At 62.4% G+C, this 18,175-nt stretch carries 20 protein-coding genes; 6 read left to right on the top strand and 14 right to left on the bottom strand.

Annotation, left to right across the window (positions count from 1 at the left end; translation table 11 throughout):
• Positions 1 to 2: 2 nt before the first annotated feature.
• The 10 genes from IB285_RS09555 to IB285_RS09600 all read right to left on the bottom strand — a co-directional run bounded on the left by IB285_RS09555 (position 3) and on the right by IB285_RS09600 (position 9,764).
• Positions 3 to 1,463, bottom strand: coding sequence for a UDP-N-acetylmuramoyl-tripeptide--D-alanyl-D-alanine ligase (locus IB285_RS09555; protein ID WP_190787955.1), 1,461 nt, complete (start codon positions 1,461 to 1,463; stop codon positions 3 to 5).
• Entirely contained in the window at positions 1,460 to 2,959 is a 1,500-nt protein-coding gene (locus IB285_RS09560) for a UDP-N-acetylmuramoyl-L-alanyl-D-glutamate--2,6-diaminopimelate ligase (protein ID WP_190787956.1), read from the bottom strand. Before IB285_RS09560 ends, IB285_RS09555 begins: the two co-directional genes overlap by 4 nt.
• Positions 2,956 to 4,752 carry a peptidoglycan D,D-transpeptidase FtsI family protein gene (locus IB285_RS09565; RefSeq protein ID WP_190787957.1) on the bottom strand — a complete coding sequence of 599 codons (1,797 nt, stop codon included), beginning with the start codon at positions 4,750 to 4,752 and terminating at the stop codon, positions 2,956 to 2,958. The genes IB285_RS09560 and IB285_RS09565 overlap by 4 nt, the downstream gene beginning before the upstream one ends.
• Positions 4,749 to 5,315: a hypothetical protein gene (locus tag IB285_RS09570; protein WP_190787958.1), complete on the bottom strand. Its 567-nt coding sequence runs from the start codon at positions 5,313 to 5,315 to the stop codon at positions 4,749 to 4,751. The genes IB285_RS09565 and IB285_RS09570 overlap by 4 nt, the downstream gene beginning before the upstream one ends.
• Positions 5,312 to 6,250 (bottom strand): 16S rRNA (cytosine(1402)-N(4))-methyltransferase RsmH, encoded by a 939-nt coding sequence (rsmH, locus tag IB285_RS09575; RefSeq protein WP_190787959.1) that lies wholly within the window; start codon positions 6,248 to 6,250, stop codon positions 5,312 to 5,314. Before rsmH ends, IB285_RS09570 begins: the two co-directional genes overlap by 4 nt.
• Complete coding sequence (locus IB285_RS09580) at positions 6,247 to 6,762, bottom strand: division/cell wall cluster transcriptional repressor MraZ (protein ID WP_190787960.1); 516 nt, start codon at positions 6,760 to 6,762, stop codon at positions 6,247 to 6,249. The genes rsmH and IB285_RS09580 overlap by 4 nt, the downstream gene beginning before the upstream one ends.
• A 367-nt stretch (positions 6,763 to 7,129) precedes the next feature.
• Positions 7,130 to 7,948 carry a hypothetical protein gene (locus IB285_RS09585; protein WP_234033108.1) on the bottom strand — a complete coding sequence of 273 codons (819 nt, stop codon included), beginning with the start codon at positions 7,946 to 7,948 and terminating at the stop codon, positions 7,130 to 7,132.
• Positions 7,949 to 7,974: 26 nt separating this feature from the next.
• The gene (locus tag IB285_RS09590; protein WP_234033109.1) at positions 7,975 to 8,370 is read right to left on the bottom strand and encodes a hypothetical protein; all 396 of its coding nucleotides are present in this window, start codon (positions 8,368 to 8,370) and stop codon (positions 7,975 to 7,977) included.
• 12 nt (positions 8,371 to 8,382) lie between these two features.
• The gene (locus IB285_RS09595) at positions 8,383 to 9,405 is read right to left on the bottom strand and encodes a cysteine synthase A (RefSeq protein WP_190787962.1); all 1,023 of its coding nucleotides are present in this window, start codon (positions 9,403 to 9,405) and stop codon (positions 8,383 to 8,385) included.
• Positions 9,406 to 9,446: 41 nt separating this feature from the next.
• Positions 9,447 to 9,764, bottom strand: coding sequence for a 2Fe-2S iron-sulfur cluster-binding protein (locus IB285_RS09600; protein ID WP_190787963.1), 318 nt, complete (start codon positions 9,762 to 9,764; stop codon positions 9,447 to 9,449).
• 110 nt (positions 9,765 to 9,874) lie between these two features.
• On the opposite strand from IB285_RS09600, the gene IB285_RS09605 reads away from it, so the two are divergent.
• From IB285_RS09605 to IB285_RS09615, 3 genes are all read left to right on the top strand, one after another.
• A complete protein-coding gene (locus tag IB285_RS09605) occupies positions 9,875 to 10,492 on the top strand; it encodes a DNA-3-methyladenine glycosylase family protein (protein ID WP_190787964.1) in 618 nt (205 codons plus the stop codon).
• 222 nt (positions 10,493 to 10,714) lie between these two features.
• Positions 10,715 to 12,676, top strand: a complete 1,962-nt coding sequence (locus IB285_RS09610) for a S9 family peptidase (protein ID WP_190787965.1) — start codon at positions 10,715 to 10,717, stop codon at positions 12,674 to 12,676.
• Positions 12,677 to 12,752: 76 nt separating this feature from the next.
• Positions 12,753 to 13,568: an SDR family oxidoreductase gene (locus IB285_RS09615; protein WP_190787966.1), complete on the top strand. Its 816-nt coding sequence runs from the start codon at positions 12,753 to 12,755 to the stop codon at positions 13,566 to 13,568.
• Here the strand turns inward: IB285_RS09615 and IB285_RS09620 are convergent, their stop codons facing one another.
• Positions 13,569 to 13,874 carry a 4a-hydroxytetrahydrobiopterin dehydratase gene (locus tag IB285_RS09620; RefSeq protein ID WP_190787967.1) on the bottom strand — a complete coding sequence of 102 codons (306 nt, stop codon included), beginning with the start codon at positions 13,872 to 13,874 and terminating at the stop codon, positions 13,569 to 13,571.
• Positions 13,875 to 13,934: 60 nt separating this feature from the next.
• On the opposite strand from IB285_RS09620, the gene ccmA reads away from it, so the two are divergent.
• Genes ccmA through IB285_RS09635 form a run of 3 tightly spaced genes read left to right on the top strand, consistent with a single transcriptional unit; the run spans position 13,935 to position 15,869 of the window.
• Complete coding sequence (ccmA, locus tag IB285_RS09625) at positions 13,935 to 14,546, top strand: heme ABC exporter ATP-binding protein CcmA (protein WP_190787968.1); 612 nt, start codon at positions 13,935 to 13,937, stop codon at positions 14,544 to 14,546.
• The gene (locus tag IB285_RS09630; protein WP_190787969.1) at positions 14,543 to 15,193 is read left to right on the top strand and encodes a heme exporter protein CcmB; all 651 of its coding nucleotides are present in this window, start codon (positions 14,543 to 14,545) and stop codon (positions 15,191 to 15,193) included. Before ccmA ends, IB285_RS09630 begins: the two co-directional genes overlap by 4 nt.
• A 13-nt stretch (positions 15,194 to 15,206) precedes the next feature.
• Positions 15,207 to 15,869 carry a hypothetical protein gene (locus tag IB285_RS09635; RefSeq protein WP_234033110.1) on the top strand — a complete coding sequence of 221 codons (663 nt, stop codon included), beginning with the start codon at positions 15,207 to 15,209 and terminating at the stop codon, positions 15,867 to 15,869.
• Here IB285_RS09635 and IB285_RS09640 read toward each other — a convergent pair.
• From IB285_RS09640 to IB285_RS09650, 3 genes are read right to left on the bottom strand one after another with little or no spacing between them, the layout of a single operon-like run.
• The gene (locus tag IB285_RS09640; RefSeq protein WP_190787970.1) at positions 15,866 to 16,435 is read right to left on the bottom strand and encodes a CDP-alcohol phosphatidyltransferase family protein; all 570 of its coding nucleotides are present in this window, start codon (positions 16,433 to 16,435) and stop codon (positions 15,866 to 15,868) included. The two genes, IB285_RS09635 and IB285_RS09640, sit on opposite strands and share 4 nt — an antisense overlap.
• 34 nt (positions 16,436 to 16,469) lie before the next feature.
• Entirely contained in the window at positions 16,470 to 17,300 is an 831-nt protein-coding gene (gene map, locus IB285_RS09645) for a type I methionyl aminopeptidase (RefSeq protein WP_190787971.1), read from the bottom strand.
• Between the two features lie 50 nt (positions 17,301 to 17,350).
• Positions 17,351 to 18,127 (bottom strand): DUF4163 domain-containing protein, encoded by a 777-nt coding sequence (locus IB285_RS09650; protein WP_190787972.1) that lies wholly within the window; start codon positions 18,125 to 18,127, stop codon positions 17,351 to 17,353.
• Positions 18,128 to 18,175 lie beyond the last annotated feature (48 nt).

Raw genomic sequence — 18,175 nt, forward strand, 5'->3', positions numbered from 1 at the left:
GCTTAGCCCGAGGCGTTCGTAAAGTGTGTCACCAATTTGCCGAGACCAAGGAAGTTCGAGCCCTTGACGAGTACCGCATCACCATGGGTCAAGCCGAATTGCTCGAGCTGCGCGATGGCCTGAGCGCTGTCTTCGCAATGCGCGAAGCTCGGTGCAAAGCCAAGCGGGTCGGCGGCTGCTTTCCCCAATTCCGCAGCGAGGTGACGCATCTCGTCGCCGACCAGGATCGCATGGTCGATCTTTGCGTCGGCGAGCGGTTCGGCGAGCTGCCGGTGGAACCGGGCCGAAAAGTCTCCGAGTTCCCCCATCGTGCCGAGCACTGCCACCCTGCGATGCGCGGGCGTCTGACCCAGCTGCCTGAGTGTCGCGCGCATGGATGCGGGGTTTGCGTTGTAGCTTTCATCGAGCATCAGCGCCTTCCCGCCGGGCACCGCGATATCGAAGCGCGCCCCGCGTCCTTTCAGGCCGCCCATCTCCGCGAGCGCCAGTCCCGCCGCAGCGAGATCGCCGCCGGCAGCGCGGACCGCCGCCATCACGCCGAGCGAATTGTCGATCCAGTGCTCGCCCGGCTCGGCCACGGTGTAGCAGACGCGGCGGTCGCCGAGCTCGGCAGTCACTAACGACCCGCCATGCGCGCTCGGGATAGCATCGAGCAGCCGCACATCGGCATCGGCGCTGCGGCCGAAAGTCACGAAATTGAAGCCGAGCGCCTTGGCATGATCGATCAGCCGCGGCGTATGCGCATTGTCGGCTGGGATGATGGCGGTGCCGCCCTCAACAAGGCCCGTGAAAATCTGCGCCTTCTCATCGGCGATCGCCTCTTCACTACCGAGATGCTCGATATGAACCGGCGCAATCGTGGTGATAAGTGCGACATTGGGCCGCACATGATCCGCCAGCGGAGCGATCTCGCCCGCGTGGTTCATGCCCATTTCGAACACGCCGAATTTGGCGCGCGAGGGAAGCCGTGCGAGGCTCAGCGGGACACCGACATGGTTGTTGTAGCTGCGAACGCTGCGATGCGCGGCGCCGCGGCTCGACCGGTCGAGGCTGGTGAAGATCGCTTCCTTCACCCCGGTTTTGCCGACCGATCCGGTGATGGCGATCCGAACGGCAGACGAGCGCTCTCGCGCGGCGTGCGCGAGATCGTGCAGCGCCTTTGTCGTATCTTTAACGAGCACATGCGGATAATCGATGGGGCGATCGACAATCGCCGCAACCGCGCCTTTCGCAAAGGCAGCGTCGACGAACTTATGCCCGTCCATGGCCTCGCCTTTCAGCGCGACGAAAATGTCGCCAGGCCGCACATCACGAGAGTCCATTTCGACGCCGGATGCACGGAAAGCGTGGCTCGCTCTCCCGTCCGTCGCCGCTTCGACTTCCGCGGCGCTCCATAGCGCCAAAGGCAGCTGGTCGCGCGGATCAGCAGGCCATGCCCGCAACAGCGCCTGCGCCGCGCTCATGCAGCGCCGCCTGCGGCGATTTCAGCCGAGCATTCACGTGCGACTTGCACGTCGTTGAAGGGCAAGACCCGCATATCGTCTCCCGAACCGATTATCTGACCCTCTTCGTGGCCCTTACCTGCGATGAGTATGATGTCGTGCTCCCCTGCCTGCTCGATCGCGGCGGCAATGGCATCGCGCCGCCCGCCGATTTCCGAAGCGTTCCCGTCCGCACCTGAGAGCACCGCCTTGCGAATAGCTGCGGGGTCTTCGCCGCGCGGATTATCGTCTGTCACGATCACCACATCTGCGTTGCGAGAGGCTGCGCCCCCCATCGGCGCGCGCTTGCCCTGGTCGCGATCCCCGCCCGCGCCGAAGACCGTGATAAGTCTGCCGCCCTTATCGGCGTTGACATGCGGGCGCAGTGCGACGATCGCCGCTTCCAGCGCATCCGGAGTGTGCGCATAATCGACATAGACCGGCGCACCGCTCGCGCTGATGACCGCGCGTTCCAAGCGTCCGCGAACCGGCTGCAAGCGGCCCACCGCATCGAAAACCTGCGCGGGGTCGGAACCGGTGGCGAGAGCGAGCCCTGCGGAAACCAGCGCATTCGCAGCCTGGTATGCTCCGATCAGGGGCAGCTTGATTGTCTGGCTTTCGCCGCCATGCTCGATGGTCAGCGTCTGCCCGAGCTGCGTCGCCTCGCGCGCGGTGAGGCGCAGGAAATCGCCTTTCGCACCGACCGTCAACACATCGAGACCGCGCTCTTTGGCATGGCTCAGCGCCTTGTCAGTCCATTCATTAGCATCGTCGCCGGTCCATATGATCGCCGGCGCACCGTCGTTCACCACCTCTCCGAACAAGCGCATCTTGGCGGCGAAATACTCTTCCATCGTGCCATGATAATCGAGGTGGTCGCGGCTGAAATTGGTAAAGGCGCAGGCGGTGACCGGCAAACCCTCATTGCGGAATTGCGAGAGGCCGTGGCTTGACGCTTCGTAAGCGACATGGGTCACACCTTCGCGCGCCAGCCCGCTCATATTCGACAGAAACGTCACGATGTCAGGCGTTGTCAGCCCGGTCGATACGCTGCCATCGGGCGTCGTAACGCCAAGCGTGCCGATACTCGCCGCGCGTTCTCCGCACATGCGCCAGATCTGGCGGGTCATTTCAGCGGTCGATGTCTTCCCGTTGGTACCGGTGACCGCAACGATGGTTTCGGGCACGGGAGTGAAGAAACCCGCGGCAAGGTTGGCAAACGCGCGCCGCGGCTCGCTCGCTGCGATGTGGATGGCGCCGGAAACCTGCGCTTCAGGCCGCGCAACCACGGCGACCGCACCGGCTTCGATAGCGGCGGGGATGAAGTCCTCAGCATTGAAGTTCGTGCCTTGGAATGCGCCGAACACGGTGCCGGGCGCGACTTTGCGATGGTCGATAGCGAAGCCCGTCACGCGGATGTCCTCCGCCGATCCCTGCGACGCCAGACCCGCACCCTTGATGAGCTGCGCGAGCTTCATTGGTCCTTCTCGACCAGATAGCGAAGGTCCGAAATATCGACATCGCGGTTTGCATCGGGGCGGACCCCCAGCATCGGGCCGATACGCGGCACCAAGCGCCCAACCACCGGCGCGGCGTTGAAGGCCGCGGTGCGCTGGAACGAGCTCGCAACCGTACCGCGCGGCTCATCGATCATGGCCACGACCACGAAGCGCGGGCGATCCATCGGGAAAGCGGCGGCGAAGGTGGAAATGATCTTCCGGCGGCTGTACCCGCCCTTGCCCGGCTTCTCAGCCGAGCCGGTCTTGCCGCCAACCCGGAAGCCCGGCGCATCGGCGCTGCGGCCCGTACCGTAGATCGAGATCATGCGCAGCATCTGCCGCATGCGCGCCGAGGTCGATGCCTTGAACACCCGCTTGCCGCGCGGAACATCGCTTGCATCAAGCTTGTGCAATGTCGCCGGGCGCCAGATGCCGCCATTGACCATCGCCGCATAGGCGTTCGCCAGATGCAGCGGCGTGACCGCGAGCGAGTGACCATAACCGATCACCATGTTCGTGTGCCGGTTATCGGGGTTCTGAGGCCATAGCGGTTTGCCGCGTGCGGGCAGCTCGATAAACGGCCTTTGATTCATGTTGAGATCAACCAGCATTTGCTGGAGCCGTTCCGTACCGAGCTTGTCGGCGACCCGCGCGGTGACCGTGTTCGACGAATAGATCAGCGCCTGCGGCACGTTGAGAAGATCACCCTTGGGCTTGAGATCGCGAATACGCCGGTTGCCGACCTCGACCGTGGTCGCATCCCAATCGCGCCCGAGATTGCGCACCACGCCGGCATCGATCGCAGCAGCCACCGTCAGCGGCTTGAAGGTCGAACCAAGTTCATAAAGCCCGTTGGTTGCGCGGTTGAAGACGTTGGGCGCGCCATCCGCACCGACCACGTTGGGATCGAATTCGGGGAGCGAGGCCATCGCCATGATCTCGCCGGTGTCGACGTCGAGCACGATGCCTGCCGCGCCCAGCGCGTCGGTGGCGAGCATCCCGCGCCGCAGCTCATCTTCGAGCGCGCCCTGCACGCGGACATCGATCGACAGCGCCACCGGATCGCCGCGCAGTTCCGGATCGGACAGCCGCTCTTCGAGCACTTCTTCCATCCCGATCTTGCCGCCCTGCTGTTCGACAACATAGCCGAGCACATGCGCGGCGAGCGAGCCCTGCGGATAATGGCGGTCCGCCTCCTGCGGGAACTGCAACGCAATCTCTCCCAGCTCGAACACGCGGTTGGCGTCTTCGGGCAGCACCCGGCGGCGCAGATAGCCCGCGCGCCCGCTAGTGAGCCGCTCTGCCGTTTCCGTCTCGTCCATGTCGGGAAAGATCGCGGCGAGCTCTGCTGCCACTTCCGCAGGCTCCGCCACCAGCGGATCACCGCCATCGCCCATCGCCTTGGGATCGAACCACAGCGCATAGGCGGGGAAAGCTCTGGCGAGCGGCGCGCCGTTTCGATCGGTTATCTCCCCGCGCGGTGGCAGCAGCCGGTCGGCAAGGCTCGAATGCGTCGGCGCAGAGCCTGCAAAACCAAGCCACGTGATCCTCAGCAAGGCCGCAGCCGCGACAGCGGTGAAGATCGCAGCGATGAAGAGTATTCGCATCCGCGCGGTGAGCAGCGATTGAAAGCGCAGCTGCACCAGCTGAATGCGTCCGACCGGGATCGCCGGTCCTTGCACAGCCTTCAGCGGAGGACGCGTCGAAGCGCCCGGCGCGGTCTGCGGTTGTTCTGCGAAAGCTAATCCAAATTGCGGACTGAGAGCATTCATTCGCGGACTCTTGCCGCATCACCGACAAGTCCGGAGCTCGCCGCCGTGCGCGCATTCGCGGCGCGGATCGGAGAAGCTTCAATCAGGAAATCGCCAAAGGCGCTGGCGAAAACAGTGCTGGCGTCTTCATCGCTCGAAGCGGCGGCGAGGGTAATCGGCGCGCCGGTAATTGGGGACACCATTTCACGAACCTGCGGTTCGGCTCCCGGGGCATCCGATACATCGGCGCGCGCAACGCGGATCTGACGCGGTGCGTCTGGCCCGAGGGGTTCGCCAAGACTGGCAAGCTGGCGTTCGCCTTCGAGATATTGATCCGCCCGCGGCGCTTCGAAACCGAATTCGACCGAATTCCAGTTGGCAAGCTGCCGCTGGCTCGCGCGGGTTTCGAATTCCGTTTCAAGCAATTTGGTCTGGCGTTCGAGCGAGACGATCTGGCGTTCGGCGAGCAGCACCTCGCTCTTCACCGCGTGAACGCGCAGGCTGAGAAGCACGAACAGCCCGAGGCACACCGCGAGAACAGCAGCCCAACCGAGCGAGCGAATCTGAGTGCGGGTAACGATCATGCTGCCAAGTCCCTTGCTGGTGCGGCGGTGCGGATGGCGTGGCGCAGCGTGGATGAGCGCGCGCGCGGATTGCGGTCGATCTCCGCCTCGGACGGGCGGATCGCCTTGGAAACCTTCGTAAATACCGGGGCAGGCCCAGGCACCTCGCCGGGGAGATGCCGCGACACAGCACGGCCCGCACCGGATGCTTCTTTAAGGAAGCGTTTGACGATGCGATCCTCGAGGCTGTGAAAACTCACCACCGCGAGCACACCGCCTTCTTTCAGGAGCGCCTCTGCCGCGAGCAATCCTGCTTTCAGCTCGCCCAGTTCATCATTCACGTGGATGCGAACCGCCTGGAATGTCCGAGTTGCAGGGTCTTTCTTGTCGTGGGGCTTGTGACCGAGAGCCTTGCGCACGACGCGGGCTAGTTCGCCGGTCGTTTCCAGCGGACGCGCAGCGACGATTGCACGAGCAACGCGGCGCGACTGCCGCTCCTCTCCGTATTGGTAAAGCACGTCCGCGATCGCCGCTTCGTCGGCGGTGTTGAGGAAGTCCGCCGCGCTCTCGCCTTCCTGGCTCATCCGCATGTCGAGCGGCCCGTCGCTGGAAAACGCGAACCCGCGCTCTTCCTGATCGAGCTGCATCGACGATACGCCGATATCCATCACCACGGCATCGACCTGCGGCACTCCGATGCGCTCCATTTCTTCGCGCATGCGCGAGAAACGTTCTGCGTGGAGCGAGAGCCGACCGTCGCTCTTCTCGGCCATGGCCGCACCGTCGCGGATCGCATTCGGATCGCGATCGAACGCATACACGCGCGCGCCGCCTTCGAGCAGCGCGGCCGTGTAACCGCCCGCGCCAAAGGTCGCGTCGATGATTTCCATGCCGGCTCGCGGATCGATAGCGGCGATTACTTCGTCAAGCAGGACAGGCACGTGAGGCGCGCTCATGATTTGCCGCCCCCTTTCTTGGCGGCTTTTGCCGCGGCTTCCTTGACCATGCTGGCGCAGGTGACCTGCGCTCCGCGGAAACTCTTATCCATGCGCGCCAGTTCTTCGGGGTTCCAGACGAAGAAAAACTCGCCCGCCCCGTGGTAGTAAAGACCGTCGCCCACCTTGCCGAGATCGCGCAGGTGATCGGGCATCACGAAGCGGCCGCTATCGTCGAAGGGAAGCTGTTCGAAGCCGAAGAGCTGCTGGGCGCGGATATCGCGGTCGAATTCGGCGAGGTTCATCCGGATCGCGCGCTCTTCTTCGCGGTCGAGCTGTTTGTGGAGCTCATCGATCCGCGAAAGGCCGAAACCGATCAGGCAATCGAATTTCTCGTGTGCGGCCAGGCACAGCGTCTTGCTGCCGCCGGAGCCTTCCTTGACCGCTTTGCGAAACGCAGGGGGCAGAACAAAGCGGCCCTTATCGCCAGCGGGCGAATAGGCTTTACCACTGTATGTCCCAAGCGCAGACACGCTTCCCAATCCCCTTATCCCTGACCGGCCACTCCTCCTTGAAATAGCCGCCGCACCAGACACACCTTCCCCGTCGCCGCCACCGCGCGAGCGGTCACGACGCGCCAACCGACCAAGGTGACGCGGGGCAAACAGATATGTTTGATGGAACCCGGTAATATCGGGGATACGAGCGGGATGAAAGGGATTTTTACGGGAGATCTAGGGATTAAACGTTAAAATACTGATTTATAGCATTTTTTACGATTGGATACCGCTGCTCCTATGACCTTAAAGGCCTCTCTCAATCCGTAATTTCCCGCAGGAACGCGCTGAAATCGTGCCGTTTCCCCAAATATCCCGCCCGAGTCCCTTGCCGGAGTCGCTATCAGGAAAGGCCGTCCCCACTTTTCCCCGATGAGATCTGTCCGAAGGTGAAGTCCATGACATCGCCCAATCCGTTCGGTTCCTTTTGCGCATGCTCGTGATCCGCATGGCCTTCGAAGATGAGGGCATCTGCGATCAGGACGACTTGCCCTTCACCGATCCGGCACCGCGCGACGACAGCGTCGGCCAATATCTCGCATTCATTTGCGCCCTCTTCCCGCAGGCCGACCTTGCCTGCGAGAGCGACGGAAAACTGCGTGTCGTCCATGGCAACGGTGCGCGGCGCCGTGGGCTGATTGTCGTCGAAAGTGATCTCGAGGCCCCACCGGGCGACCACCGGAGGGATCAATGCAATATCGACCGGGCGCCGAGGATCGCCGAGCGGCAGATCGTGATGCGCGGTCAACATGGGATCGAGCACAAGCAGCAACTTGCCGCCCGCCGTCACCCATTCATCCAAAGCGACATTGTCCGCCGGGGACAAGCCGCGCGGCTGAACGATCGCAAGCTTCTCAAGCCCCTCCAGCGGATCGATCTCGGGATCGCTTTCGGTAAGGCCGGCAATAGGCGAAAGGGTATCCAGCGGAAGCAGCTCGAACTGCGCCTCGATCACCTCACGCTGATGCGACACCGGCGCTTCCGCCTTGAGGATTTCGCCTAGACCGGCCCCAAGTGGCCAGTAGAGCGGCAAGCTCGTCATCAATCCGAGGCGAGGTTTGTCCGCGAAGTCGAGGGAACCCGGCTGCTCAACTGGTTCGGCCTCGGCAGTTCGCGCTTCACATCCCGAAAGGCTGCACTGCACGGCGATGAGGATCGCCATCGCTGACATTCTGCACCGAGAGCGCACTAGGGGAATTCCACATCGCCCGGCGGAGCGGAGCTTTCCGGCTGAGCTCCCGAGCCAGCGCCGCCCTCGCCGCTCTCCTCTGTATCCGGAGAAGGCTCGGCCGGGATATCGGGGACGACCCCCGCATCGACAAGCGGATCGCGCTGCGGGGCCGCCTCGGTCGGCTCGGTGGTCGGCGCGGCCTCGGGCACGGCGGTCTGGTCGTTCAGTTCGGCCTGCCCGCCAATGATGCTCGCCAGCCCGACCAGCAGAACCATCGCAAAAAGTCCGAAAAAGCCGATTTGCAGACGCTGGATCGCCTCGGCGCGCGTTCCCCCGAGCGGAGCGCCTTCGGGCGGAAAGCCTTGCGCCGATTTTTCACCGTTCGCGCGTCCAAGTAAGTTCTTGTCTGCCATGGCCGCAGACTATCAGGCGGCCGCGTCCTGTACCAGCCAGTCGAAAACCGGCAGGTCTTTCGAGGCCAACCATTCGGCGTTGTACAGCGTCGAAAGATAGCGGAAGCCGGTGTCGCAAAGGATGGTCGCGACCTGCGGCTTTTCCCGACCTTCCGCGACCAATTGCTTGCCCAGCGCGATCGCTCCGGCAACGTTGATGCCCGATGACAGTCCCAGGCACAGCCCTTCCTTGCGGAGGAGATGCTCGACCCAGACGAGACCATCCTCGTCGGAAATGCGGAACTGCGTATCGATCGGTGCGCCTTCGAGGTTGGCGGTTATCCGGCCCTGCCCGATCCCTTCGGCGACCGACGATCCCTCGCCCTTGAGTTCGCCGTGCGCGTAATAGTTGTAGAGCGCCGCACCGTGCGGATCGGTGAGAGCGATGCGGACGTTCTCGTTCTTCTCCTTGAGCCCCATGCCGACCCCGGCGATCGTGCCGCCCGTTCCCGCAGCGCAAGTGAAGCCGTCTATCCTGCCGCCGGTCTGCTCCCACAATTCCTGTGCGGTCCCCTCGATATGCGCCTTGCGATTGGCGACGTTGTCGAATTGACCCGCCCAGATCGCGCCTTCGGTCTCTTCCGCCATCCGGCGCGAGACATGCTGGAAATGCGCAGGATCGGCATATTTTGTGGGCGGCACGAGCACGAGCTGCGCGCCGAGTGCCCGCAGCGTGTCCATCTTTTCCTTGGACTGGTTGTCGGGCATGACGATGATGGTCTTGTACCCGAGCGCGTTGGCAACCAGAGCTATGCCGATGCCGGTATTGCCTGCGGTTCCTTCGATCACGGTCCCGCCGGGTTTGAGCTCGCCGCGTTCTTCCGCATCGCGGATCATGTAAAGCGCAGCGCGATCCTTCACCGATGAACCCGGATTGGCAAACTCGCACTTTCCCCAGATGTCGCAGCCAGCCGCCTCGCTCGGCCCGGCAAGGCGCACCAGCGGGGTATTTCCAATAAGGGCGAGCGGATCGCCGAAAGGTTGGGTAATGTTCATGGCCGGGATTTAGAGCCTTCGCCCCGCCCCCGCAAACAACATTAATCTTCTTCGGCGATAGTTACCTTCAGCCCGTCAAGCTCAGGCGTGAACGGGATCTGGCAGGACAGGCGCGAATTCTCTTTGCGATGCTCGGACGATTCGAGCAGGTCGTCTTCGTCTTCACTCATCGGCGGCAGCTTGTCGGTCGCGCCGTCATCGATGTGGATGTGGCATGTCGCACAGGAGCAGCATCCACCGCACAGCGCCAGAAGCTCATCGAACCCGTTGTCGCGAATGGCTTCCATCACCGTCAGGCCGTCTTCGACTTCGATCTCGCTCGTTTCGCCTTCGCGATTGGTGACGACCAGCTTTGGCATGGATCCGAATTCCTCTTTGACACGGGTTGAGCGCAAGACAGCGCGCTATCGATAAAACAGCCGCGCTGCTAGGACGTTCCGAATTCCAACGCAAGCTAAGGAAATTATGAGTGGGGCTGACAGCGGAGCAGATCAAACACGGGCTGGACGAACTGGCGAGCGACGATGCAAAGATCGCCGCAGCGCTGCAGCGCGTTGGCTATCCCGAACCGCGGGTGAGGGATCGCGGGCACATGACTTTGCTGCGCACGATTGTCGGCCAGCAGGTTTCGGTCGCCGCTGCAAGCTCGATGTGGAACAAGCTGGAGGCTGAGCTGGGCGAAGGATTTGCGCCAGCCGATCTCCTCAAGCGCGATTTCGACACGCTGCGTGCATGCGGCCTGTCGCGCCAGAAACAGGGCTACGCCCGGAGCCTTTGCGAGCTGGTGGATGCTGGTGAAATCGACTTTCACTCTCTCCCTGCGGGCGACGAAGCCGCGATCGAGGAACTGACCAGGATCAAGGGGATCGGCCGCTGGTCGGCGGAGATCTACCTGCTGTTTGCAGAAGGCCGCGGCGACATCTGGCCCGCCGGTGACCTGGCGGTTCAGGAGGGCGTGAAAAGACTGCTGGAACTCCAAGAACGGCCCAAGGAAAAGGAAGCGCGCGAAATCGGTGAAAGGTGGTCCCCGCACAGGGGCGCGATGGCTATCTTCACCTGGCATTACTACGCCAACCCTGCGCTTTAACGAATTGCCTTCAACACTTGCAGCGCCGGAACGGACATGTAGGTATACCTCCAGCAGTTCACCCTGAATTCGCAGGCCTGTTTGGAGTGTATCACAGCAATGCCGAAACTTTCGAAAGCTTCCCGCATACTCGCCGCATCTGTCGCGGCGAGCGCACTGACTGTCCCGGCCATTTTGTCGGCTGACAACAGTTCGAATTCATCTGCCCAAGACGGAGCCTCAATGACATCCACCGCCGAAGCCGCCCCGCTCATCCCGCGTGAAGCGCTGTTTGGAAATCCAACCAAAGCACAGGGCCGTTTGAGCCCGGACGGCGAGTGGCTGAGCTGGCTCGCGCCGAAGGACGATGTGCTCAACATCTACATCGCTCCCGCAGACAATCCCGACGCAGCAAAAGCCGTTACCAACTCCACCGACCGCCCGATCCGGCAGCATTTCTGGTCACCCGATTCCAGCGCGGTGATGTACATTCAGGACAAGGGCGGCGACGAGAACTTCCTGCTCTACAAGATCGACGTCGAAAGCGGTGAGGAAACGACCCTTACGCCCTTCGAAAATACGCGCGTGCAGATCGTCGGCTCGTCCGAAACGATCAAGGACCGGATCCTCATCGGTCTCAACAACCGCAATCCGCAATTCCACGATGTCCACCTGCTGAACCTCGAAACGGGTGAGACCGAGCTGCTGCTCGAAAACAATGGCTATGCCGGGTTCATGGCCGACGACACGCTGACCGTACGCATGGCGTTCCGCCAGAACGCGGAAGGCGGCACCGACTATTTCGAAGTGACCGACAATGTGGTTGCCCAAACCCCGTCCGAAGCGACCGCCATGGAGGATTCGCTAACCACCAGCCCCGCTGGCTACACCACCGATGGCTCGACCCTTTACTGGATCGACAGCCGCGGGCGGAACACCGCAGCGCTCTATGCACAGGACACTGCGACGGGTGAAAAGACAATGATCGCCGAGGATGACAAGGCCGATCTGGGCGGCACGATCCGCGATCCGAAAACCGGCGAGGTCGAAGCATATTCGGTCAATTATCTTCAGAACGAATGGGTAGCGATCGATCCCGAACTCAAGGCTTCGATGGACTGGCTCGATGAACGGCTGGACGGTGAGTTCGGCATTTCCAGCCGCACTGATGACGACCAGACCTGGATCGTCTGGAACGACCCGCTGACCGCGCCGAGCGCGACCTATATCTATGATCGCGCGGCAAGCACGCTGACGCCGTTCTATACAAGCCGTCCGGAGCTTGAAGGCGCACCGCTTCAACCGATGCATCCGGTCGAGATCACCAGCAGGGATGGACTGACATTGCCATCCTACCTCACCCTTCCGCCTGGCTCGGATTCCGATGGCGATGGCCGGCCCGACGAGGCGGTTCCGATGGTGCTGCTCGTACATGGCGGTCCATGGGCGCGTGACGATTACGGGTTCAACTCGGCGCACCAGATGCTCGCCAATCGCGGCTATGCAGTGCTGAGCACCAATTTCCGCGGCTCGACAGGCTTCGGCAAGGACTTCCTCAATGCCGGAAACAAGCAATGGGGCCTGAAGATGCACGATGACCTGATCGATGCGACCGATTGGGCCATTTCCGAAGGTATTACGGGCGCGGATCAGGTCGCGATCATGGGCGGTTCCTATGGCGGCTATGCAACGCTCGCAGGCCTCACCTTTACGCCGGACAAGTTCGCTTGCGGCGTCGACATCGTCGGGCCGTCCAATCTGGAAACGCTGCTCGAAACCATCCCGCCTTACTGGGCGCCCTTGGTGAAGCTCTTCCACGAGCGGATGGGCGATCCCAACACGGAGGAAGGCCTCGCGCTGCTCAAAGCCGCAAGCCCGCTCTACAAGGCGGATCAGATCACCAAGCCGCTGCTGATCGCTCAGGGCGCCAACGATCCGCGCGTGAAGCAGGCCGAAAGCGACCAGATCGTCGGCGCGATGAAGGAAGCAGGCATTCCCGTTACCTACGTCCTCTATCCCGATGAAGGACATGGTTTTGCCAAGCCGGCGAACAACATCGCGTTCTTCGGCATCGCTGAAAACTTCCTGTCCGAATGCCTTGGCGGCCGGGCCGAGCCTCTCGGCGATGTGCTCGAACCATCGACAACACAGATCGTCGAAGGCGCCGAGCACGTGAGAGGCCTTACGGAAGCGCTCGGCGAATAATCGCCGGTCCTACGCTGACAAACGGATCGCCCGGGGCTAAGGCTCCGAGCGATTTGTTTTGAGGAAGAGGGATCTCATGAGCGCAGCAGAACAGCGTCGCAGCATTTTCATCACCGGCGGGGCGTCAGGTATCGGCCGGGCCACGGCGCGCTATTTTGGTGAGCGCGGCTGGTTTGTCGGAATCGCCGACGTCAATGAAAGCGGTATGGAAGACACGCTCGGCCTGATCCCTGGCGGCTACAAATACATGCACAAACTCGATGTGCGAGACCGCGAGGCGTGGGACGTTGCGCTCGAGGCGTTCAGTACGGCTGCGGGCGGACGGATTGACGCGGTGGTCAACAATGCCGGCATCGGCACTGGCGGACCGCTGGCGGAGCTCGAGCAGGACGAGATAGAGCGCTGCCTCGACATCAACCTCAAGGGCGTGCTCTGGGGCGCGCAGGCGGCTTATCCGCACCTGAAGAACATCGCGCCGGGATCATGCCTGGTCAATATCGCCAGTGCTGCCGGCATTACCGGCGGCAGCGGAATGAGCGTCTACAGCGCCACCAAGTTCGCCGTGCGCGGGATTGCGGAAAGCCTCGATGCCGAATGGGCGCCCGACGAGATCACGGTGTGTTCGATCTGCCCCAGCTTCATCGAGACGCCGCTGCTGGACGGGACCGGCAACCGCCATTCGAACGAGGCCGTGCGCGACCGGGTGCGGGCAGCAGGCCTGGAGATTACGCCGGTGGAGGAGGTTGCCGAGACGATCTGGCGCGCCGTCCATGGGCACGAAATGCACTACATTGTCGGCAAGACCGCTCGTCAGCTCAATTTTGCCAAGCGCTGGATGCCGGGCAAGATCCGCAAGCAGCAACGCAAGGCCGCCTCGCTGCTGGGCAAGTAATTAGCCGAGCAAATTATCGATGGCGCGTGCAAGTTTGGTGTCACGGTGCGACAATCCACCGTTGGTTCCGGCATCGTGGGTGGTCAGCGTGATCTCCACCTTGGCGTAGACATTGAACCATTCCGGATGATGATCCTGTGCGTCCGCCAGCAGCGCAACGCGGCTCATAAAACCCCACGCCTCGGAAAAATCGCCGAACTGGAATGTGCGCGTGATCGCCTTGCCTTCACGGGCCAGTTCCCAATCCGTACGGTCCGACAACAGGGTTTCGCGTTCTTTATCGTCAAGCTCGGGAACATTGGCCATTGGGAAACTCCTAGGGGAGAGTGTTGTTAGCAGGGTTGCTTTTGCCTAACGCACATCTCGATGCAAGGTTCTGCCGCTCCTTCACTTTCCGCTAGAGACCTCGCCTGTCGCCGCGGCGACAGGGTGCTGTTTCGCGGCCTGTCGTTCGAACTCGGCCCAGGCGCCGCGATGCATGTCACCGGCGCGAACGGGACGGGCAAGACCACGCTGATCCGCGCGCTAGCGGGGCTGAAAACGCCCTTTATCGGCCAGGTGCTCTCCAGCGGGGCGATAGGCTTGCTCGACGAGCGCACCGGGCTCGATCCGGACCAGCCGCTGGGACGGGCGCTGCAATTCTGGCAGAGCGTGGATGGATGCGGCGATCCTGCCGAGACCGTCACTCTTTTGGTCCTGGGCCCGCTGCTCGATGTGCCGGTCCGGTACCTTTCGACGGGCCAGAGGAAACGCGCGGGGCTGGCCGCTCTGCTTGGTCGCAACGTGCCGATCTGGCTGCTTGATGAGCCACTCAGCGGGCTGGACGCGCGCGCCATGGAGCAGGTCACTGCGCTGATCAGCGAGCACGTGACGGGCGGAGGAATAGCGCTGATCGCCTCGCACCAGCCGCTCGCGATCGAAGGGCTAACCACTCTCGCAATCGAGGATTATGCGCCTGCTGCGGAGCGACTGCCATGATCGGCACTCTCCTCAAACGCGACCTGGGAAAGTTCTTCCCTTTCGCCGGAGGAGGAGCCGCGCTGCCGGTCGTGTTCTTCGTCGCGGTGGCAATGCTGTATCCCTTCGCCGTTGGACCGGACCCGCAAATGCTCGCCCGAACCGGCGGCGGCGTCGTCTGGATCGCAGCGCTGCTCGCCGCGATCCTGCCGCTCGAAAAACTGGTCGCGCAGGATATCGAGCTTGGCGTGTTCGATCAGCTCAAACTGCGTGGCCTGACCGAGGAAGCGATAATGGCGGTGCGCCTTCTCGCGCATTGGCTCAGTTTCGGCCCGCCGCTGATCCTCGCTGCTTTCCCCGCCGCGGCCTTGCTTGCTCTCGACGGTCCGACGCTGCACCTGCTGCTGCTCGGTCTGCTTGCGGGCACTCCTGGCCTTGCCGCAATCGGATTGATGATCGCTGCGCTCACCGCATCCCTGCGCGCAGGCGCGGCGCTTTCCGGTCTTTTGCTCATCCCTCTCGCCTTGCCGATCCTCATATTCGGCGCGGGCGCGCTGGCCCGTCAGGATCAAGCGAGCCTCGGCTTCGTTGCAGCTACAAGCCTTCTGCTGGTGGCAATCGCGCCATTTGCGGCCGGCGCCGCCATCAGGGCTGCCAGAGATATCTAGGGGTGACGCGACATTGCTTGAACCAAGGGACCAGATCGCCGCCAATATAAGACTGCGGCGGATCGGCAACGGGCTGCTGCTGTTCACGGTGCTCGCTTTTGGCGCAAAGGCGCTGATCCACACCGAGGTGCAGGCGCGCTACACCCCGATCGTCATCTTTCATGCGGCAGTCATGCTGGCGTGGCTCGCCCTGTTCGCCAATCAGGCTTCGCTGGCCGCTTGGAAACGGTTCAGCGTGCACAAGGCTCTGGGCCGCGCATCGATCATCCTCGTGGCTGCCATGGTGGTGTCGGGCGTTATCATCTCCTGGAATATCGGGCAGGAGCTTGGCCGGTTCGAAGTCACCATCGTCAACGTCGCGGCGTTCGTCACCTTCGTCCCGCTGTATGTTGCAGGCATCCATTTCGCCAGGCAGCGGCGAATCCATCCGCACCGGCAGGCTATGCTGATCGGCACGCTGGCGCTGATGACACCTGCCTATGCCCGCGTCATTCAGGTGATTGGCCTCCCCGACCCAGTCGCGATTGCGGTGCAGCTGCCGATCACGGTTTTGATGACGCTGAGCTATGAATGGCTGACGATGCGCCGCCTTACGCGCGAAGTGCGCGACATGCTGATCTACTCGGTCGCTGTCATCGTCGTCATGGTTGCGGTGCTGGCGGTGTTTTTCGTTTAGGCGCCCGCACCGCGCCCGTCCCCGCCGAGACGGAAGACACTGCCGATGTCGGCGCGAAATCGCTGGAGGCGCAGCGTCGTGATGATGGATTCAAGATTGGCGGCAATGCCGACGGCAAACACCGCAATCAGGAAGCCGCGCGAATATCCAAGCACGTAAAGCGCGACGATAAACAGCCCGGCCAGAACAGCTCCAAGCTTCGACAAATAAAGATGATAGGCGGGCAACACTCGAAATTTTGCGAGGCAGACCAATGCTGCCGCAGCATAGCTCGCTAGAAAAGCGTAGAGCCACACAATATCGGGCTCGATCGTCGTACGCTCGAAAATATAGAGGCCCAACAGGGCGGCAATGGTGGTCAGCGCATCGGCGATAGTGTCAAGCCGCGCACCCCGCCGGGATGCAGTGCCCGTCCACCGCGAAATGGGGCCGTCAGCCGCATCTGTTGCAAGGCTGATGATGAGCAGGATAAAAAACGCATCGCGCTGTCCGGCAATTGCCATGGCCGCAACGACGGGCGCGGCGACTATGCGATAGATAGTGAGCAAGTCTGCAAACGACCGCATATGATCCTGCCCGCGCCTCTATCGGATCAGCGGATCACGAATAAGGCGGCTTGTCGCGCCCCGTAGGACTCTTGGTGAATATCTCCACCCCATCATCGGTAATCGCAAGGCTGTGTTCGAACTGCGCGGAGAGCGATTTGTCGCGGGTCACCGCGGTCCAGCCATCGCCCAGGACCTTGGCCCACGGCTTACCGAGATTAATCATCGGTTCGATTGTGAAGAACATGCCCGGCTTCAATTCCGGCCCGGTGCCCGCTTTGCCAGCATGGACCACTTCGGGCGCGTCGTGGAACAACCGCCCGAGCCCGTGGCCGCAAAACTCGCGCACAACCCCGTAGCGGAACTGCTTCGCATGCGCCTCGATCGCAGCACCGATATCGCCGAGCCTCGCGCCCGGTTTGCTGGCAGCCTCGATACCGAGCATCAGGCAGTCATAGGTCACATCGACCAGCCGCTTTGCCTTGATCGAAGGTTCGCCGGCAAAGAACATACGGCTAGTATCGCCGTGCCACCCGTCCAGCAGGGGCGTGACATCCACGTTGAGGATATCCCCTTCCTTCAGCACTTTCTCGCTCGGGATACCGTGGCAGATCACATGGTTGATCGAGATACAGCTCGAATGGGTGTATCCGCGGTATCCCAACGTCGCCGGAACCGCGCCCGCATCGAGCATCATTTCGCGAATGCGATCATCGATTTGCGCGGTCGTAACGCCCGGTAAGACCAGGTCCGCCACTTCGTCCAGGATCGTGGCGGCAAGGCGTCCTGCCTTGCGCATCCCCTCAAAGCCTTCTTCAGTGTGCAGCTTGATCGTGCCGTCGCGATAGACGGTGTCGCTGCTCTCTACGAGTTGGTATTCTGTCATGTCAGCCCATGTAGCGAAGCTGGCGGAAGATTTCCACTTCGCGGGAAATTCTACTCCGGCACTGCGAACGCACCGCGGTATTCCGGCTTCACAGCCTCGAGTATTTGGGGCGTCACCGGAAGCGCGATCTCGTACGGACCTTCGGCGAAGGACCCCGCAACATAGGGCGCCGCTATCAGGATCAGGCCGTCGATCGCGGCACCTTCTGCAGAGCTGGCCGACAGCGTCAGTTCGGACAGCGCAGGACAGCCTGCGAACAAATCTCCCTCATTGACGAAGCCCTCGCCCAGGCGTTTCTCCTGCGCCGCGAGCAGTCCTGCGCAATAGGGTTCGCGAAGAGCGTTTTCGATCGCTTCGGATGCATTGAACAGCGCGAGCGGAGCCAGCGCCAGCTCCGCCTCGCGGTCCCACACGATTGCACCGAAGTCGGTATTGCCGTGGGCACCGCCGGTGTAGAAATAGGTGCTTGCCGAGAGCCAGAGCAGGCGCGGCGTATCGGCGGCAACCGCCCACTTCGTTTCGCGCGTGTAGCTGCGGAAGGGATAGCCGAATTCGTCAGCGTCAGACTTCGCCTCGCGGGCAGCCTCGTTCAGCGCCGCTTGATCTTCCTCGGCCAGCGTCCGCATCAATTCTCGCAAAGCCGGGACAGCGGCAGCCTCACGCGGCCAGGAATATTCGAATTCATATTCGCCGGTAAGACTGCGCAAACCCTCGGCTTCGACACCGTTTGCCAGCTTGACGCCCACATCCTCGCCAACCTCGGCGGGCGACGAACACGCGGTCAACGCCATCGCAGCCAGTGCCGCGCATACTCCCGTGGCTTTCATGCAGCCCTCCCCGCCGCGAAACTTTGCGTGACATGCCGCGTGCGCTCA

It is taken from the genome of Erythrobacter rubeus, assembly GCF_014705715.1.
Classification (GTDB): Bacteria; Pseudomonadota; Alphaproteobacteria; order Sphingomonadales; family Sphingomonadaceae; genus Erythrobacter; species Erythrobacter rubeus.

Bases quoted from the DNA above. Each gene is read 5' to 3' on its own strand.
- IB285_RS09555 (WP_190787955.1), bottom strand. From the start codon at position 1,463: ATGAGCGCGGCGCAGGCGCTGTTGCGGGCATGGCCTGCTGATCCGCGC.
- IB285_RS09560 (WP_190787956.1), bottom strand. From the start codon at position 2,959: ATGAAGCTCGCGCAGCTCATCAAGGGTGCGGGTCTGGCGTCGCAGGGA.
- IB285_RS09565 (WP_190787957.1), bottom strand. From the start codon at position 4,752: ATGAATGCTCTCAGTCCGCAATTTGGATTAGCTTTCGCAGAACAACCG.
- IB285_RS09570 (WP_190787958.1), bottom strand. From the start codon at position 5,315: ATGATCGTTACCCGCACTCAGATTCGCTCGCTCGGTTGGGCTGCTGTT.
- rsmH (WP_190787959.1), bottom strand. From the start codon at position 6,250: ATGAGCGCGCCTCACGTGCCTGTCCTGCTTGACGAAGTAATCGCCGCT.
- IB285_RS09585 (WP_234033108.1), bottom strand. From the start codon at position 7,948: ATGGCGATCCTCATCGCCGTGCAGTGCAGCCTTTCGGGATGTGAAGCG.
- IB285_RS09590 (WP_234033109.1), bottom strand. From the start codon at position 8,370: ATGGCAGACAAGAACTTACTTGGACGCGCGAACGGTGAAAAATCGGCG.
- IB285_RS09595 (WP_190787962.1), bottom strand. From the start codon at position 9,405: ATGAACATTACCCAACCTTTCGGCGATCCGCTCGCCCTTATTGGAAAT.
- IB285_RS09600 (WP_190787963.1), bottom strand. From the start codon at position 9,764: ATGCCAAAGCTGGTCGTCACCAATCGCGAAGGCGAAACGAGCGAGATC.
- IB285_RS09610 (WP_190787965.1), top strand. From the start codon at position 10,715: ATGACATCCACCGCCGAAGCCGCCCCGCTCATCCCGCGTGAAGCGCTG.
- IB285_RS09615 (WP_190787966.1), top strand. From the start codon at position 12,753: ATGAGCGCAGCAGAACAGCGTCGCAGCATTTTCATCACCGGCGGGGCG.
- IB285_RS09620 (WP_190787967.1), bottom strand. From the start codon at position 13,874: ATGGCCAATGTTCCCGAGCTTGACGATAAAGAACGCGAAACCCTGTTG.
- ccmA (WP_190787968.1), top strand. From the start codon at position 13,935: ATGCAAGGTTCTGCCGCTCCTTCACTTTCCGCTAGAGACCTCGCCTGT.
- IB285_RS09630 (WP_190787969.1), top strand. From the start codon at position 14,543: ATGATCGGCACTCTCCTCAAACGCGACCTGGGAAAGTTCTTCCCTTTC.
- IB285_RS09640 (WP_190787970.1), bottom strand. From the start codon at position 16,435: ATGCGGTCGTTTGCAGACTTGCTCACTATCTATCGCATAGTCGCCGCG.
- map (WP_190787971.1), bottom strand. From the start codon at position 17,300: ATGACAGAATACCAACTCGTAGAGAGCAGCGACACCGTCTATCGCGAC.
- IB285_RS09650 (WP_190787972.1), bottom strand. From the start codon at position 18,127: ATGAAAGCCACGGGAGTATGCGCGGCACTGGCTGCGATGGCGTTGACC.